At 72.1% G+C, this 16,746-nt stretch carries 17 protein-coding genes; 10 read left to right on the top strand and 7 right to left on the bottom strand.

Features of this window, described 5'->3' with window-relative positions; all coding sequences use genetic code 11:
- Positions 1 to 1,719, top strand: a complete 1,719-nt coding sequence (locus J7523_RS04600) for an alpha-glucosidase (RefSeq protein WP_291882817.1) — start codon at positions 1 to 3, stop codon at positions 1,717 to 1,719.
- Here the strand turns inward: J7523_RS04600 and J7523_RS04595 are convergent.
- Positions 1,698 to 2,468, bottom strand: coding sequence for a DUF2306 domain-containing protein (locus tag J7523_RS04595; RefSeq protein WP_291882813.1), 771 nt, complete (start codon positions 2,466 to 2,468; stop codon positions 1,698 to 1,700). The two genes, J7523_RS04600 and J7523_RS04595, sit on opposite strands and share 22 nt — an antisense overlap.
- Positions 2,469 to 2,599: 131 nt before the next feature.
- Between J7523_RS04595 and J7523_RS04590 the strand changes: the two genes are divergently transcribed.
- The 7 genes from J7523_RS04590 to J7523_RS04560 all read left to right on the top strand — a co-directional run bounded on the left by J7523_RS04590 (position 2,600) and on the right by J7523_RS04560 (position 10,060).
- Positions 2,600 to 3,169, top strand: a complete 570-nt coding sequence (locus tag J7523_RS04590) for a pyridoxamine 5'-phosphate oxidase family protein (protein WP_291882811.1) — start codon at positions 2,600 to 2,602, stop codon at positions 3,167 to 3,169.
- A gap of 240 nt (positions 3,170 to 3,409) precedes the next feature.
- Complete coding sequence (locus J7523_RS04585) at positions 3,410 to 5,287, top strand: acetolactate synthase large subunit (protein WP_291882809.1); 1,878 nt, start codon at positions 3,410 to 3,412, stop codon at positions 5,285 to 5,287.
- Positions 5,288 to 5,386: 99 nt separating this feature from the next.
- Entirely contained in the window at positions 5,387 to 5,911 is a 525-nt protein-coding gene (gene ilvN / locus J7523_RS04580) for an acetolactate synthase small subunit (RefSeq protein WP_291882806.1), read from the top strand.
- Between the two features lie 45 nt (positions 5,912 to 5,956).
- Positions 5,957 to 6,985 carry a ketol-acid reductoisomerase gene (gene ilvC / locus J7523_RS04575; RefSeq protein ID WP_291882804.1) on the top strand — a complete coding sequence of 343 codons (1,029 nt, stop codon included), beginning with the start codon at positions 5,957 to 5,959 and terminating at the stop codon, positions 6,983 to 6,985.
- A gap of 103 nt (positions 6,986 to 7,088) precedes the next feature.
- Positions 7,089 to 7,631 carry an ASCH domain-containing protein gene (locus J7523_RS04570; RefSeq protein WP_291882802.1) on the top strand — a complete coding sequence of 181 codons (543 nt, stop codon included), beginning with the start codon at positions 7,089 to 7,091 and terminating at the stop codon, positions 7,629 to 7,631.
- A gap of 74 nt (positions 7,632 to 7,705) precedes the next feature.
- Positions 7,706 to 8,770: a 3-isopropylmalate dehydrogenase gene (locus tag J7523_RS04565; protein ID WP_291882799.1), complete on the top strand. Its 1,065-nt coding sequence runs from the start codon at positions 7,706 to 7,708 to the stop codon at positions 8,768 to 8,770.
- 180 nt (positions 8,771 to 8,950) lie between these two features.
- The gene (locus J7523_RS04560; RefSeq protein ID WP_291882796.1) at positions 8,951 to 10,060 is read left to right on the top strand and encodes a branched-chain amino acid aminotransferase; all 1,110 of its coding nucleotides are present in this window, start codon (positions 8,951 to 8,953) and stop codon (positions 10,058 to 10,060) included.
- An 81-nt stretch (positions 10,061 to 10,141) separates the two neighbouring features.
- Here J7523_RS04560 and J7523_RS04555 read toward each other — a convergent pair whose 3' ends face one another.
- Complete coding sequence (locus J7523_RS04555) at positions 10,142 to 10,777, bottom strand: hypothetical protein (protein ID WP_291882793.1); 636 nt, start codon at positions 10,775 to 10,777, stop codon at positions 10,142 to 10,144.
- A gap of 359 nt (positions 10,778 to 11,136) precedes the next feature.
- Here J7523_RS04555 and cimA point away from each other — a divergent pair, with 359 nt between their 5' ends.
- Entirely contained in the window at positions 11,137 to 12,756 is a 1,620-nt protein-coding gene (gene cimA / locus J7523_RS04550; protein ID WP_291882790.1) for a citramalate synthase, read from the top strand.
- A gap of 96 nt (positions 12,757 to 12,852) precedes the next feature.
- Entirely contained in the window at positions 12,853 to 13,929 is a 1,077-nt protein-coding gene (locus J7523_RS04545; protein ID WP_291882787.1) for a biotin/lipoate A/B protein ligase family protein, read from the top strand.
- 10 nt (positions 13,930 to 13,939) lie between these two features.
- Here J7523_RS04545 and J7523_RS04540 read toward each other — a convergent pair whose 3' ends face one another.
- The 5 genes from J7523_RS04540 to J7523_RS04520 all read right to left on the bottom strand — a co-directional run bounded on the left by J7523_RS04540 (position 13,940) and on the right by J7523_RS04520 (position 16,742).
- On the bottom strand, positions 13,940 to 14,245 hold the full coding sequence (locus J7523_RS04540) for a DUF202 domain-containing protein (protein WP_291882785.1): 306 nt from the start codon (positions 14,243 to 14,245) through the stop codon (positions 13,940 to 13,942).
- Positions 14,242 to 14,613: a DUF202 domain-containing protein gene (locus J7523_RS04535; RefSeq protein ID WP_291882782.1), complete on the bottom strand. Its 372-nt coding sequence runs from the start codon at positions 14,611 to 14,613 to the stop codon at positions 14,242 to 14,244. Before J7523_RS04535 ends, J7523_RS04540 begins: the two co-directional genes overlap by 4 nt.
- A gap of 291 nt (positions 14,614 to 14,904) precedes the next feature.
- Positions 14,905 to 15,648, bottom strand: coding sequence for a YggS family pyridoxal phosphate-dependent enzyme (locus tag J7523_RS04530; protein ID WP_291882779.1), 744 nt, complete (start codon positions 15,646 to 15,648; stop codon positions 14,905 to 14,907).
- A gap of 21 nt (positions 15,649 to 15,669) precedes the next feature.
- The gene (ybaK, locus tag J7523_RS04525; protein WP_291882957.1) at positions 15,670 to 16,170 is read right to left on the bottom strand and encodes a Cys-tRNA(Pro) deacylase; all 501 of its coding nucleotides are present in this window, start codon (positions 16,168 to 16,170) and stop codon (positions 15,670 to 15,672) included.
- 8 nt (positions 16,171 to 16,178) lie between these two features.
- Complete coding sequence (locus tag J7523_RS04520; protein WP_291882776.1) at positions 16,179 to 16,742, bottom strand: VIT1/CCC1 transporter family protein; 564 nt, start codon at positions 16,740 to 16,742, stop codon at positions 16,179 to 16,181.
- Positions 16,743 to 16,746: the final 4 nt, after the last annotated feature.

Here is a 16,746-nt window from a genome sequence, read left to right as displayed (position 1 = left end):
ATGAGCTGGACCGTCGACGACGCGCCGTGGTGGACGAAGGCCGTCGTCTACCAGATCTACCCGCGCTCGTTCGCCGACTCGGACGGCGACGGCATCGGCGACATCCCGGGGATCCTGCAGCACCTCGACCACCTCGTCGAGCTGGGGGTCGACGTCGTCTGGCTCTCGCCCGTGTACTCCTCACCGCAGGACGACAACGGGTACGACATCAGCGACTACCAGGACGTCGACCCGGTGTTCGGCACGCTCGACGACCTCGACGAGCTCATCGGGGCGCTGCACGCGCACGGCATCCGGCTCGTCATGGACCTCGTGGTCAACCACACGTCCGACGAGCACCCGTGGTTCGTCGACTCGCGCTCGGGGAAGGACAGTGAGAAGCGCGACTGGTACTGGTGGCGGCCGGCCCGCCCCGGCACGGAGCCGGGCCAACCCGGCGCGGAGCCGACGAACTGGGGCTCGTTCTTCTCAGGTCCGGTGTGGGAGCTCGACGAGGAGACGCAGGAGTACTACCTGCACCTGTTCAGCCGCAAGCAGCCGGACCTCAACTGGGAGAACCCGCAGGTCAGGCACGCCGTCTACGACATGATGCGCTGGTGGCTGGCCCGTGGGGTCGACGGCTTCCGCATGGACGTCATCAACCTCGTGTCCAAGGAGGTGCCGCTGCGCGACGGCGTGGTGCACGGCGGGCTGTGGGCCGACGGCTCGCCGTTCTACACGTGCGGCCCGCGCATCCACGAGTTCCTCGCCGAGATGCACCGGGAGGTCTTCGCCGACCACCCGGAGCAGCTGCTCGCGGTGGGCGAGATGCCGGGCGTCACGATCGAGGACGCACGCCTGTTCACCGACCCGGCCCGCGCCGAGGTCGACATGGTGTTCCAGTTCGAGCACGTCGGGCTGGACCACGGTCCGGGAGGCAAGTTCGACACGCGGCCGCTGCGGCTGACCGACCTCAAGACGTCGTTCGGGCGCTGGCAGTCCGGCCTCGCTGACGCCGGCTGGAACAGCCTCTACTGGGACAACCACGACCAGCCGCGCATCGTGTCCCGGTTCGGCGACGACGGCGTCTACCGCCGGGAGTCCGCGACGATGCTCGCGACGGTGCTGCACCTGCACCGCGGGACGCCGTACGTCTACCAGGGCGAGGAGCTCGGGATGACGAACGCGCACTTCACGCGGTTCGAGGACTACCAGGACATCGAGTCGCTGCGGCACATCTCGGAGGCGCGTGCCCGCGGGCACTCGACCGACGACGAGCTGCTCGAGGGCCTCGCCCGGATGAGCCGCGACAACGCCCGCACCCCGGTGCAGTGGGACGCGTCGGAGCACGCGGGTTTCACGACGGGTACGCCGTGGCTGCCGGTGAACGCCAACTACCCGACGGTCAACGCGGAGGCCGAGCGGGCCGACCCGCGCTCCGTGTTCCATCACTACCGCCGGCTCGTCGCGCTGCGGCACGAGGATCCGGTGGTCGCGCTCGGCGACTTCACGATGCTGCTGCCCGACGACGAGCACGTCTACGCGTTCACGCGCCGCCTCGGCGACGAGTCCCTGCTGGTGCTGGGCAACTTCACGGGCGACGAGCAGACGGTCGACGTGGGGGACGCGTGGGCGTTCGACGAGGGCAGCACGCTGCTGCTGGGCAACTACGACGACGCCGGGGCCGCCGGGTCGCTGCGGCCGTGGGAGGCGCGGGTCTACCGCCGCTCGACGACCTGAGCGGGGAGCGGGTCGACGACCCGCAGCGCGGGCAGCCCGCGCCGCCGGACGAGGAGCTCGGCGATCACGACGTTCGGCAGCCATGCGAGGAACGGCACCGCCGCGTACGCGTTCTGGAAGGCCGCGTCAGGGTCGAACCCGTCGCCCGCGGCGAACGCCTGGACGGCGATGAGCACGCCCGTCCACGTCCGCAGCGTCACCGCCGCGTACGTCATCGCGAAGGTCCGGATCATCCACGCCTGGTGCGACCGCACGTCGCCGGACCGGATCGCCCGGTACGCCCGCCACCCGGACCAGACCCACAGCACGCCGAGCGTCCCGAACCCGAAGAACCCGACCATCCCGGCCGTGTTGAACGGCGCCATGACGAGCGACGCGACCCCGCCGACCAGCACGCCGACGAGGTACGTGCGCCCGAGCCACCTGTGCACCCGCGGGAACCGGCGCCGGAACGCCGCCCAGAACTGGAACGGGCCGACGAGCAGCGCGACGGCGGCGCCGACCACGTGCAGCACGAGCGCGACCTGGACGACGGTGGGCGTCGCCGCGTACGCGGACGCGAGCGGCGCGCGGTCGGGGTCGGCCTGCGCGAGCGAGGACGTGAGGTAGGGGACCGCCGAGTACGCGACGATCGCGAGCGACGTGAGCAGCACGGCGACCCAGCTGATGCGGCGAGTCGTGCGGCGACGGCGTCGGGTGCGCGAGGCGGGCGGCCGCTGGGGCGGGGCGGTGGTCGCGGTGCTCGTCATGTCCGACAACGGTAGATATGTCCCGCGACCGTGTCGGTGGGGCAGACCCACGCGTCCGCACGGTGGCCCTCCCGGCCGTGCGCTCGCCGCTCGCCGTAGGGTCGTCGCAGGCGGGCGACGAGGAGGAGCGCATGGGCAAGGTCCACGAGCGGATCGACGAGCGTCTGCGGGCGTTCCTCCTCGCGCAGCACATGTTCTTCGTCGCCACCGCGCCCAGCGGCCCGGATGGTCACGTCAACGTGTCCCCGAAGGGGATCGGCGGCTCGTTCGTGGTGCTCGACGACCACACGGTCGCCTACGTCGACCTCACGGCGAGCGGCGCCGAGACGATCGCCCACCTGCGCGACAACGGCCGGATCACGCTCATGTTCTGCGCGTTCGAGGGGCCGCCCAACATCGTGCGCCTGCACGGCCGGGGCCGGTTCGTCACGCTGTACGACGAGGGGTTCGACGAGCTCGTCGGGATGTTCCCCGAGACCCGCGGCGCGCGAGCTGTGGTGGTGGTGGACGTCGAGCGGGTCAGCGACTCGTGCGGGTACGGCGTGCCGTTCATGGACTACGTGGGGGAGCGGGACCTGCTGCCCCCGTACATGGAGCGCAAGGGCGTCGAGGGTCAGGCCGACTACCGGCGGCTGAAGAACCGCACGAGCATCGACGGCCTGCCTGCCTTCGACATGGACCCGGCCGAGGCCTCGAGCTAGGCACTCGTGTCCATAGCGTGGTCTCGTGAACCACGATGTGAGACGGCGTGACATCCCTCGTCACGCGGCGTACTGTCGGCGACGTGCAGACGATCCTCGTAGTACTTCCTGAGCGCGCCGGCTGAGGCCACCCGCCAGGTCTCGTCAGCGCGCTCACCCCTCGTCAGGCCGATCATGGCGTCGAGGGGTTTTCGTTTGTCCGGCACCGTCACGCCAGCTGCACCACCCAGGGAGACAACGATGGTCCAGGGTCCCCACCCGGCACCGCCGCGCTCGACAGGACCGGCCGCTGCGCCGGCCACCCCGGCGGTCGTCGTCCCGGCCGCGCGCCCGGCCGCCACGGTCACGGGCAGTGTGCCCGCCGCCCCCGAGAAGGTCACGGGCGCGCAGTCGATCGTCCGGTCGCTCGAGGAGGCCGGCGCCGAGGTCGTCTTCGGCATCCCTGGCGGCGCGATCCTCCCGACGTACGACCCGCTGATGGACTCGACCCGCCTGCGCCACATCCTCGTGCGCCACGAGCAGGGCGGCGGTCACGCGGCCGCCGGCTACGCGTCGGCCACGGGCAAGGTCGGCGTGTGCATGGCGACGTCGGGCCCCGGTGCGACGAACCTCGTGACGCCGATCGCCGACGCGCACATGGACTCCGTGCCGCTCGTCGCGATCACCGGCCAGGTGGGCGCGTCGCTCATCGGCACCGACGCGTTCCAGGAGGCCGACATCGTCGGCATCACGCTGCCGATCACCAAGCACAACTACCTGGTCACGAACCCCGACGACATCCCGCGGGTCATCGCCGAGGCGTTCCACATCGCGTCGACCGGCCGCCCCGGCCCGGTGCTCGTCGACATCGCCAAGTCCGCGATGCAGAGCCAGACCACGTTCTCGTGGCCGCAGGAGCTCACCCTTCCCGGCTACCACCCGGTCACCAAGCCGCACGCCAAGCAGATCCGTGAGGCCGCCCGGCTGCTCGCGACCGCACGTCGTCCCGTCCTGTACGTCGGCGGCGGCGTCATCCGAGCGCGTGCCGCGGCCGAGCTGCAGGCGCTCGTCGACGCGTCGGGTGCGCCGGCCGTCACGACGCTGATGGCCCGCGGCGCCCTGCCCGACGCGCACCCGCAGAACCTCGGCATGCCGGGCATGCACGGTACGGTCGCGGCCGTCGCGGCCCTGCAGAAGGCCGACCTGATCGTCGCGCTCGGCGCCCGGTTCGACGATCGCGTCACGGGCCAGCTGTCCAGCTTCGCGCCCAAGGCGACCGTGGTGCACGCCGACATCGACCCGGCCGAGATCGGCAAGAACCGCGCGGTCGACGTCCCGATCGTCGGCGACCTCAAGGAGGTCCTCACCGACCTCCTGCCGGAGCTGCAGCGCGAGCACGGCCAGCACGGCAAGCCGGACCTCGAGGCCTGGTGGCAGCAGCTCGACGAGTGGCGCGGCACGTTCCCGCTCGGCTACGACGAGCCGTCCGACGGTCACCTGGCCCCGCAGCACGTCATCAGCCGCATCGGCGAGCTGTCCGGCCCCGAGGCGATCTACGTCGCCGGAGTCGGGCAGCACCAGATGTGGGCCGCGCAGTTCATCAAGTACCAGCGGCCCAACTCGTGGCTGAACTCCGGCGGCCTCGGCACCATGGGCTACTCGGTCCCGGCCGCGATGGGCGCGAAGGTCGGCCAGCCCGACCGGACCGTCTGGTCGATCGACGGCGACGGCTGCTTCCAGATGACCAACCAGGAGCTCGCGACCTGCGCGATCAACGACATCCCGATCAAGGTCGCGGTCATCAACAACTCGTCGCTCGGCATGGTCCGGCAGTGGCAGACGCTGTTCTACGAGTCCCGCTACTCGAACACCGACCTGCACACCGGCCACGGCACCGTGCACATCCCCGACTTCGTCAAGCTCGCCGACGCGTACGGCTGCGTGGGGCTGCGCTGCGAGACGAAGGCGGACGTCGACGCGACGATCAAGCGCGCGCTCGAGATCGACGACCAGCCGGTCGTGGTCGACTTCACCGTCTCGCGCGACGCGATGGTGTGGCCGATGGTCGCCGCGGGCGTGAGCAACGACAAGATCCAGTACGCCCGGGGCATCAGCCCGGCGTGGGACCGGGAGGACTGAGCGAAATGCAGCGGAAGTTGAGGGCCGCAGCGCAGCAAGGCACTCGGCTGCAGCGGAATGCAGCCTCAGTCCGACCCAACGAGACAGAGGACTGAAGCCATGTCCCGTCACACCCTCTCGGTGCTCGTGGAGAACAAGCCCGGTGTGCTCACACGCGTCGCGGGCCTGTTCGCGCGCCGCTCGTTCAACATCCACTCGCTCGCGGTGGGTCCGACGGAGCACGCGGAGATCTCCCGGATCACCGTCGTCGTCGACGTCGACGAGCTGCCCCTCGAGCAGGTCACCAAGCAGCTCAACAAGCTCATCAACGTCATCAAGATCGTCGAGCTCGAGGACGCCGCGTCCGTGCAGCGCGAGCTGCTGCTCGTCAAGGTCAAGGCCGACACCTCGCAGCGCACGAGCGTGCTCGAGGTCGTCCAGCTGTTCCGCGCGCACGTCGTCGACGTGGTGCCCGACACGGTCGTCGTCGAGGCGACCGGCAGCCCGGGCAAGCTCGACGCGCTGCTCGCGGCCCTCGAGCCGTTCGGCATCCGCGAGATCGTCCAGTCCGGCACCGTCGCGATCGGCCGAGGCTCGCGGTCGATCACGGACCGGGCGCTCGAGCGCGTCACGCGCGCGTCCTGACATCCTTCGTCCCGCACGACCCCACATCACCTGAGGAGATCCACCGTGGCTGAGCTGTTCTACGACGACGACGCCGACCTGTCGGTCATCCAGTCCAAGAAGGTCGCCGTCATCGGCTACGGCAGCCAGGGGCACGCGCACTCCCTCAACCTGCGCGACTCCGGCGTCGACGTGACCGTCGGTCTGCGCGAGGGCTCGTCGTCCCGCGAGAAGGCCGAGAACCAGGGCCTCAAGGTCGCCACGGTGGCCGACGCGGTCCGCGAGGCCGACGTCGTCGTGATCCTCGCGCCCGACCAGGTGCAGCGGATCGTCTACCGCGACGAGATCGAGCCGAACCTCAAGGACGGCGCGGCGCTCGTCTTCGGCCACGGCTTCAACATCCGCTTCGGCTACATCAAGCCGGCCGCCGGGCACGACGTGCTCATGGTCGCGCCCAAGGGTCCGGGCCACCTGGTCCGCCGCGAGTACGTCGACGGGCGCGGCGTGCCGGTGATCGTCGCGGTCGAGCAGGACGCCTCGGGCGCCGCGTGGGACCTCGCCCTGTCGTACGCCAAGGCGATCGGCGGCCTGCGTGCCGCCGGCATCAAGACGACCTTCACCGAGGAGACCGAGACCGACCTGTTCGGTGAGCAGGCCGTCCTGTGCGGCGGCGTGTCGCAGCTCATCCAGTACGGCTTCGAGACCCTGACCGAGGCCGGCTACCAGCCCGAGGTCGCGTACTTCGAGGTGCTGCACGAGCTCAAGCTCATCGTCGACCTCATCTTCGAGGGCGGCATCACCAAGCAGCGCTGGTCGGTGTCCGACACGGCCGAGTACGGCGACTACGTCTCGGGCCCGCGCGTCATCACGCCGGACGTCAAGGCGAACATGCAGGCGGTCCTCGGCGACATCCAGAACGGCGCCTTCGCCAAGCGGTTCATCGACGACCAGGACGCGGGCGCCCCGGAGTTCAAGGCGCTCCGCGAGAAGGGCCAGAACCACCCGATCGAGCCGGTCGGCCGCGAGCTGCGCAAGCTGTTCGCGTGGGTCAAGCCCTCGGAGACCGACTACGTGGAGGGCAGCGCCGCGCGCTGACCTTCCTCGTCACGCCGACGGGCGTGCGTCCTGGCCCCGGCCGGGTCGCACGCCCGTCGTGTTTGCGGCCATGATGGGCCGCACCGACGACGAGAGGGCGACGATGACCGACGACGTGCAGGCGGCCGACGGGGTCGAGGACGAGCGGGTCACCGCGTTCTGGCAGGCGGCCCGCGGGCACCTCGGGTTTGGCAACCTCTCCCCGGTGCTGGGGGAGTCGCCGAACGACGCCGTGCCGCCGCCGTCGTGGTCGTTCGGGGACAACCCGGCGCTCGCCGACCAGCTGCTGGGTCTCGTGCTCGACGGCACCAAGACGGGGACGTCGACGGCGCTCGTCGAGCTCGAGGACGCGGGCCTGGAGACGCCGCGGCCGGGCGACCTGTCGATCGTGCTCGACTCCGCGGGTGAGCCGCGGGCGCTGCTGCGCACCACGGAGGTGGAGGTCGTCCCGTTCGACCAGGTCGGCGCGGAGCACGCGGCGGCCGAGGGGGAGGACGACCGCAGCCTCGAGTCGTGGCGCGTGGAGCACGAGAAGTACTGGCGCCGCGTGCTCGGCGACGACCGGTTCGGCGCGGACCTGCAGGTCGTCGCGGAGCGGTTCGAGCTGATCTACCCGAAGGACGGTCCGACGCCCGCCGTGGACTGAGCGTCGGCACGCGGCGATGACCGCGACGTGAGACGGCGGTCCCGCCAGGTGGGACAGGGGCTAGGCTGGCGGACATGGTCGACAGCCCCTCCGCCCAGGACATCCGCCTCGCCGTCGTCGCCGGGGACGGCATCGGTACGGAGGTCGTCGAGCAGGGCCTCCTGGCCCTCGAGGCCGCGCTGCACGGCAGCGGGACCACGGTCTCCACGACCGACTTCGACCTGGGTGCGCGCCGCTGGCACGCCACGGGCGAGACGCTCACGGACACGGACCTCGACGCGATCCGCGAGCACGACGCGATCCTGCTCGGCGCCATCGGCGACCCGACGGTCCCGTCCGGCGTCCTCGAGCGCGGCCTGCTCCTCAAGCTGCGCTTCGCGCTCGACCACTACGTGAACCTGCGCCCGAGCAAGCTGTTCCCTGGTGTCGCGAGCCCGCTCGCCAACCCGGGGGACGTCGACTTCGTCGTCGTGCGTGAGGGCACCGAGGGCCCGTACGTCGGCAACGGCGGCGCGATCCGCGTCGGCACGCCCGCCGAGGTCGCCAACGAGGTCAGCGTCAACACCGCGTTCGGCGTCGAGCGCGTGGTCCGCGACGCGTTCGCCCGGGCCGCGGCCCGCCCGCGCAAGAAGCTCACGCTCGTGCACAAGCACAACGTCCTCGTGCACGCAGGCCACCTGTGGCGCCGCCAGGTCGAGGCGATCAACGCCGAGTTCCCGGACGTCACGGTGGACTACCTGCACGTCGACGCGGCCACGATCTTCCTGGTGACCAACCCGAGCCGGTTCGACGTGATCGTCACCGACAACCTGTTCGGCGACATCCTCACCGACCTCGCCGCAGCCATCACCGGCGGCATCGGCCTGGCCGCGTCCGCGAACATCAACCCGGACCGCACGGCCCCGAGCATGTTCGAGCCGGTCCACGGCTCGGCGCCCGACATCGCGGGCCAGGGCAAGGCCGACCCGACGGCCACGGTGCTGTCGGTCGCGCTGCTGCTCGACCACCTCGGCCACACCGACGCCGCGCGTCGCGTGGAGGCGGCGGTCGCCGCCGACATCGCCGACCGTCGCGGTGCCGAGCGAGTACGTTCGACGGCCGAGGTGGGCAAGGACCTCGCCGCGCGCATCGCCGGCTGATCCTCCCGGCCGCCGTCGGGCATCCCGCCCGGACGGCTCCCGATGCTCCACCCCGGCCGTCGCACCGGACCCGCACGTGCACCGGCGGCGTCCGGGTTCGCGACCGGTCACCCGTGACCTGTCCACCCGGCCGCACGCCCAGGTAGCGTCTGACTCGACCCTGGTGAAAGGCCCCCGACCATGAGCACTCTCGCGACACCGACGTCCGCCGATCTCTTCGAGATCCACCGCACGGACTCGCCCGTCCCCGACGCCGACCGGGAGGCCGCCCTGGCCGCCCCGCGGTTCGGGACGGTCTTCACCGAGCACATGGCTCGGATCAGCTACCGCCACGGCGAGGGTTGGCAGGACCGTCGCGTCGAGAAGTACGGCCCCCTGCAGCTCGACCCCGCCACCGCGGTGCTGCACTACGCCCAGGAGATCTTCGAGGGCCTCAAGGCGTACGCGCACGCCGACGGTTCGGTGTGGACGTTCCGGCCGCAGGCCAACGCGGCGCGCTTCGCCCGGTCCGCGCACCGGCTCGCGCTGCCCGAGGTCTCCGAGGCGGACTTCCTCGGCGCCATCACGGCGCTCGTGCAGACCGACCGCGCGTGGGTGCCCACCGGCGGGGAGACGAGCCTCTACCTGCGGCCGTTCATGTACGCCTCGGAGAGCTTCCTCGGCGTGCGGCCCTCGCTCGAGGCCGAGTTCCTCGTCATCGCGTCGCCCGTCGGTCCGTACTTCGCGGGCGGCGTGAAGCCGGTGTCGATCTGGGTCGACCAGGAGTTCCACCGCGCCGGCGCGGGGGGGACGGGTGCGGCCAAGTGCGGCGGCAACTACGCCGCGAGCCTGCTCCCGCAGCAGCAGGCCTACGACAAGGGCTTCGAGCAGGTCTGCTTCCTCGACGCGTCGACCAACACCGAGCTGGAGGAGCTCGGCGGCATGAACGTCTTCGTGATCAAGGCCGACGGCAGCGCGATCACGCCGCCGATCTCCGGCTCGATCCTCGAGGGCGTCACGCGCAGCTCGATCATCCAGCTGCTCACCGACGCGGGTCACGAGGTCAGCGAGCGCACCCTGCCCCTCTCCGAGGTCCGCGCGGGGCTGGCCGACGGGTCGATCCGCGAGGTGTTCGCGTGCGGCACCGCGGCCGTGATCACCCCCATCGGGCGGCTCGCGAGCGACGACTTCGACCTCACGGTCGCCGACGGCGGCGCGGGTGCCGTGACCATGCGGATCCGCACGGAGCTGACGGACATCCAGTACGGCCGGGCGACCGACCGCCACGGCTGGCTGCACCGGCTCGTCTGACGACACGACGACGGCCCCACCCAGGACCGGGTGGGGCCGTCGTCGTTCACGGGTGTGCGCCCCCCGCGCGGCGGCCGGGGCTCAGACGAGCGGGATGGTGCGCTGCGACGTGCGGGCGAGCACGCCCGTGAGCAGCGACCACACGGCGATGCCGATGAGCAGGTTGACGAGCCCGCTGCACAGGGCTGCCGTCGTGTCGTCGGTCCAGGTGAGCGGCAGGAGCGCGGCGACGAGCGTGCCGAGGCCCATGATCCAGCCGAAGAACGTCGACGGCTCGGGCGTCGCGAGCACGAGCACCTGCAGCAGGAGCGCCGCGACGAGGGTCGTCGCGATCGCCCCGACCACGTACGCGCCCATCGACGAGCCGGTGCCGAAGGGGTCCTTGTTGACGAGCGTGATGTCGAAGATCCGCTCGAACACGACGACCCCGACCACGCCGACGAGGGCGGCAACGACGGCTGTCGCGGCGACGCCGCCCCAGTAGCGGCCCGCGTCGATCGCGACGCGGGTGCGCGGAGGTGGGGTCGCGACGGGGACGGCGGCCTGCGCGGGGACCGCGACGGGGACCACGGGCTGCACGGCGGCCGGCGGAGGCGGTGGCACGGCGGGTGGCATCGCGGGCTGCGCGGCAGGCGCGGCAGGCGCGACGGGTGCCGTGGGTGGCACGGCGGGCTGCTCGGGGTGCGGGTACTGCGAGTCACGGGGCGGGACGGTCATGCGACCTCCTCGGCGGGCGGGACGCCGGTCGGGCCGGCGTCGGGGTCCACTCGTCAAGGTAGCGAAGCACCTGCCGGGCCGCCCGGCCTGCGGACCGCTCACGCGATGTCCAGCACGTGGAACGGATGACCACGACGGGTCCCGTGTGCCACCATGACGGCGTGACCACCATCACGCTCATTATCGAGTAGCGCGTCGGCCAACCTCCCGACGCGCAGACCTCCCGTACCCCGGGGGGTCTTTTTGTTGGTCGGACACCACCCCCGTCCGGCCGACCGGCGCTCGATCTGTACGAGGATCAGCAGGACGCACGAGCACCACGCACGAGCACGGCACCAGCGCATCGAAGAGAGCTCATCGTGACCACGAGCCCCACCCCGTTCCACGTGTACGACACGACCCTGCGCGACGGCGCCCAGCAGGAGGGCATGAACCTCTCGGTCGCCGACAAGCTGGCGATCGCGCCGATGCTCGACGAGCTGGGCGTGGGGTTCATCGAGGGCGGCTGGCCCGGGGCCGTCCCGAAGGACACGGAGTTCTTCAAGCGCGCCGCCAAGGAGCTCGACCTGCGCAACGCGGAGCTCGCCGCGTTCGGCAGCACGCGCAAGGCGGGCACGCGCGCGGTCGACGACCCGCAGGTCCGGGCGCTCGTCGACTCGGAGGCGCCCGTGGTCGCGCTCGTCGCGAAGCACGACCTGCGGCACGCCGAGAAGGCGCTCCGGACGACGGGCGCGGAGAACATCGCGATGATCGCGGACACCGTGCAGTTCCTCGTGCGCGAGGGACGCCGGGTCGTCGTCGACGCGGAGCACTTCTTCGACGGCTACCGGTTCGATCCCGCGTACTCGCGCGCGGCGGTGCTGGCCGGGTTCGAGGCGGGCGCCGAGGTCGTCGCGCTGTGCGACACCAACGGCGGGATGCTGCCGACCTGGGTCGCGGACATCGTGCACGAGATCCGCGGCGCCGTCGGGCCGGACGCGATCCTCGGCATCCACGCGCACAACGACTCGGGCTGCGCGGTCGCGAACTCGCTCGCGGCCGTCGAGGCCGGGTGCACGCACGTCCAGGGCACCGTCAACGGCTACGGCGAGCGGACCGGCAACGCCGACCTGCTCTCGATCGTCGCGAACCTCGAGCTCAAGTACGGCCTCAACGTGCTGCGCACCGACGGTGTCCACCCCGGCGGCCTGCCCGAGCTCACGCGACTCGCGCACGCGATCGCCGAGATCACGAACATCTCGCCGTTCGCGCGCCAGCCGTACGTCGGGGCGAGCGCGTTCGCGCACAAGGCCGGCATCCACGCCTCGGCGATCAAGGTCGACCCCGACCTGTACCAGCACACCGACCCGGCCAACGTCGGCAACGACATGCGGATGCTCGTGTCCGACATGGCCGGCCGTGCGTCGATCGAGCTCAAGGGTCGCGAGCTCGGCTTCGACCTGTCGGGCCGCCCCGAGCTGCTCGGGCGCGTGACGGAGCGCGTCAAGGACGCCGAGGCCAACGGGTACACGTACGAGGCGGCCGACGCGTCGTTCGAGCTGCTGCTCGTCGAGGAGATCGACGGGCGCCGCCCGCAGTACTTCTCGGTCGAGTCGTGGCGGACCATCGTCGAGCGCGCGGGCGGCCGGGGCACCCCCGCGACTGCCGAGGCGACCGTCAAGCTGCACGCCGGCGGCGAGCGGATCGTCAGCACCGGCGAGGGCAACGGCCCGGTCAACGCGCTCGACCACGCGTTGCGTCAGGCGCTCGTGCGGGTCTACCCGGAGCTCGAGGACTTCGAGCTCATCGACTTCAAGGTCCGCATCCTCGACTCGATGCACGGCACCGACGCGATCACGCGCGTGCTCATCGAGATGACGGACGGCCAGACGGCGTGGAGCACGGTCGGGGTCGGGCCGAACCTGCTCGAGGCGTCGTGGGAGGCGCTCACCGACTCGGCGATCTGGGGCCTGCGCAACCGGCGCGTCGCACCGCGCTGACGGGACCGCCCGTGGGCGGCTGACGGTCGTGCCGGCGGTCGCCACGGCGGGTTCGACGGCGCGGCCGGGGTGCGCGCGTCGCATAGGTTGGTGCGCGTGCACGGTGAGTACAAGGTTCCCGGTGGCAAGCTCGTCGTCGTCGACCTGGAGGTCGTCGACGACACCCTGAAGGACGTCGTGGTGAGCGGCGACTTCTTCCTCGAGCCGGACGACGCACTCGCGGTGGTCTCCACCGCGCTCGACGGGCTCCCGGCCGACTCGACGACGGCGGTGCTCGCCGACGCGGTGACGGCCGCGCTGGCCGCTGCGCAGGCCGACGGCACCATCGTCGGACAGGTCGCGATGGTCGGCTTCGACGCGCACTCCGTCGGCGTCGCGGTGCGTCGCGCGCTGGGCCGCTCGACCGCCTGGTCCGACCACACCTTCGAGCTCCTGCACCCGGGCCCGCTGCCGCCCGCGATGCACACCGCGCTCGACCAGGTCCTCACAGAGGAGCTCGCCGCGGGTCGCCGCGGCCCGACGCTGCGGTTCTGGGAGTGGGTCGAGCCGGCGGTGATCATCGGCTCGTTCCAGTCGCTGCGCAACGAGGTCGACCAGGAGGCCGCCGACCGCTACGGCATCACGGTGGTCCGCCGGATCTCGGGCGGCGGGGCGATGTTCATGGAGGCGGGGAACTGCATCACGTTCTCGTTGGTCGTGCCCGCGTCGCTCGTCGACGGCATGACGTTCGAGGAGTCCTACGCGTTCCTCAACCAGTGGGTGCTCGGCGCGCTCGCGGACGTCGGCGTCCAGGCGTTCGTCAGCGGGCTCAACGACATCGCGTCACCGGCCGGCAAGCTCGCGGGCTCGGCGCAGAAGCGGATGGTCGGGGGTGCTGTCCTGCACCACGTGACCATGTCGTACGACATCGACGCGGACAAGATGCTGCAGGTGCTGCGGATCGGCCGCGAGAAGCTGTCCGACAAGGGCACAGCCAGCGCGAACAAGCGCGTCGACCCGGTCCGTTCGCAGACCCACCTGCCGCGCGAGGACGTGATCGCCGCGTTCGCCGCGCACTTCCGGTCCCGCTACCCGACGGTCGACGGCGAGCTCCGCGCCGACGAGGTCGAGCGTGCAGCCGCGCTCATGGAGTCGAAGTTCACCGACCCGGCGTGGACGGCCCGCGTACCGTAGCGGGCGCGGCTCAGAGCCTGCCGAGCACCATCAGCACGGACGCGACCCCGATGACGACGACCGTCGCCGCGCACACCGTCACGAGCCGCCCGCCACCCGCGTGCTCACCGGTGTGCCGCTGGTAGGCCGCGACGAGCAGCGCAGCGCTTGCGGCCAGACCCGCGATCCCGAGCGCCCACGCGGCACCGCCGACGACCTCCTGCAGCAGCCGCGCCGCGGCGACGCTCCCGGCGGCGAGCGCCAGGCCGGTGCGTCGCCACGCGAGCCGCGTCCGTTCGGCGGCGAGCCCCTCGTCGGGCGCGGCCGACACGCTCACGCGAGCACCATCCCCACGAGCACGAGGCCGCCGGCGAGCACGACGCCCACCACGAGCAGGCCGAACGACGACGGGGCGGGCAGGGGGAGCCGCTGCCGAACCGCGCGCTCGCCGCGCGCCCACCCGATCCAGGCGGCCACGGGCGCGACGACGCCCACACCCACGAGCACGAGCGCCGCGGCGAACCGGAGCCGCTCCTCGATGGGCAGGTCGAGCGCCTCGAGCGCGACGCCGGACGCGAGCAGTGCGAGCGAGGTGCGGACCCAGGCGAGGAACGTCCGCTCGTTGGCGAGCGAGAACCGGGCGTCGGGCTCCGACCCCACGCCGTAGACCCAGCGGGGAAAGCGCGTCGGGGGAGCGTCGTCCATGGGCCCATCCTCGCGGCATCCGCGCGGGTGGTGGCGCCGGACGACACGACGGGCCGCCGTCGGCGTGCAAGAGACCCGTGGTCGACGACATGTATCTGGTGGCGCGTCCAGCACTCCTGTGCAGCGGACGAGGGGGAGGACGATGGACGACGACCTGGACCGCACGGACCTCGACCGTGCGCTGCGCCGCATGAGCCTGCTGCACGAGCGCGAGCTCGCGGCGAGCCGCCGGGCCCGTACCGCGGGCACCGCGCACGTCTCGTCGCGGGCCGCCCGTCTCGTCGTGCTGCGTCAGATGGTGCGGCTGCCGAACACGGCCGTGCCGACGCGGACGATCGTCGCCCCCTCGGCGACCGCGGCCTCGAGGTCGCGGCTCATCCCCATCGACAGCTCTCGTGCGTCGCTCGTGCCGGGGGCGCCCGAGCTGAGCACCCGGTCGCGGACCTGGCGCAGGAGCGCGTAGCCCGCCCGCACCACGTCGTCCTCGGGCGAGTTCGCGCCCACGGTCATGAACCCGGTGAGCCGCACACCGTCCAGCGCGGCCACGCCGAGCGCGAGCTCGACGGCAGCCTCGGGCTGCACCCCGTGCTTCGTCGGCTCGCCCGACACGTTGACCTGGACGCACACGTCCACCCGTCGTCCGCGTGCACGGTCGGACAGCCGCCGCGCGAGGTCCAGGCTCTCGACCGACTCGACGCACGTCGCCCACCGCAGCGCGGCGTTGACCTTGTTCGACTGCAACGGCCCGATGAGGTGCGTCGCCGGCGCGAGGTCGGCGAGGTCCGGACCCTTGGCGACGAGCTCCTGCACGCGGTTCTCGCCGATCAGCACCGGTGCGAGCGACGGGTCGTCCGCCCGCAGGGCCGCGTCGGCCTCCAGCGCTGCGCGCACCGTCGGCGCGGGCATCGTCTTGGTCGCCAGGAGCAGGCGGACCTGGTCGGGCGCTCGTCCGGCGGCTGTCGCCGCACGCTCGATGCGCTCCCGGACCGCGGTGAGGCGCGCGACGAGCACGGCACGCTCCGGCACGTCGGTCATGGCGTCGTACGGTACCGGCGGTCAGTCGCGCGCGATGTCGGCGACCGTCGCGGCGGTGAGCCGGACGAGGTCGTCGGGCGCGAGCTCGACGTCCAGACCGCGGCGACCGCCCGACACCAGGACGGTGTCGAACAGCCAGACGGTCTCGTCGACCACCGTGGGGTGGGCGGTCTTCTGGCCGAGCGGCGAGATGCCACCGACCACGTACCCGGTGGCCCGCTCGGCGTCGGGCTTGGCCGCCATCGCCGCCTTCTTGCCGCCGACCGCCTGCGCGAGCGCCTTGAGGTCGAGCTTGCCCGTGACGGGCACGACGGCGACGGTGAGCGTCCCGTCCACGATCGTCATGAGCGTCTTGAAGACCTGCTCGGGCGGCACGCCGAGCACCTGCGCGGCCTCGAGGCCGTAGCCGACGTCGTTCGACGCGTCGTGCTCGTACGGGTGCGCGGTGTGCGGGACACCGGCCGCCGCGAGCGCGACGAGCGCCGGGGTGCCGGTCGGGGCGTGCTTGGCCACGGCGCCCAGCGTAGGCGTCAGACGACGAGGCCGACGAGGCTGCCCACGCCGTACGTCACGGCCATCGCGATCCCGCCGCCGAGCACGTTGCGCAGCACGGCCCGCGGCACGGCCGCGTTGCCGATGCGCGCGCTGATCGCGCCGGTCGCGACGAGCGCGAGCACGACGGCGACGACGACCGCGGGGACGCGGGCGGCACCCCACGGCAGCAGCACGACGAGCATCGGGATGAGGCCGCCGACCACGAACGCGCCGAGCGAGGCGACCGCCGCGTGCCACGGGTTCGTCTGCTCGTCCTCGGGCGCCTGACCCGCACGCTCCGCGTCACGCTGCGAGCTCACCGACACGTACTCGCCGCTCGCCATCGACAGCGCACCCGCGACGAGACCGGCGACGCCCGCGGTCACCAGGGCGGACCGGGACGGCGACGCGCCCGCGACGCCGAGCAGGATCGCCGCGACGGACACGATGCCGTCGTTGGCGCCGAGCACGCCGGCGCGCAGCTGGTTGAGGGTGCCCGCCGACGGGGGAGCGTCGACCGGTCGGGGCGTGCCGAGGAGGGCGTTCGAGAGCACGGTCATGCGG

This window comes from Cellulomonas sp. (genome assembly GCF_017744555.1).
Lineage (GTDB): Bacteria > Actinomycetota > Actinomycetes > Actinomycetales > Cellulomonadaceae > Cellulomonas.
This window is presented reverse-complemented; position numbering and strand designations above follow the sequence as displayed.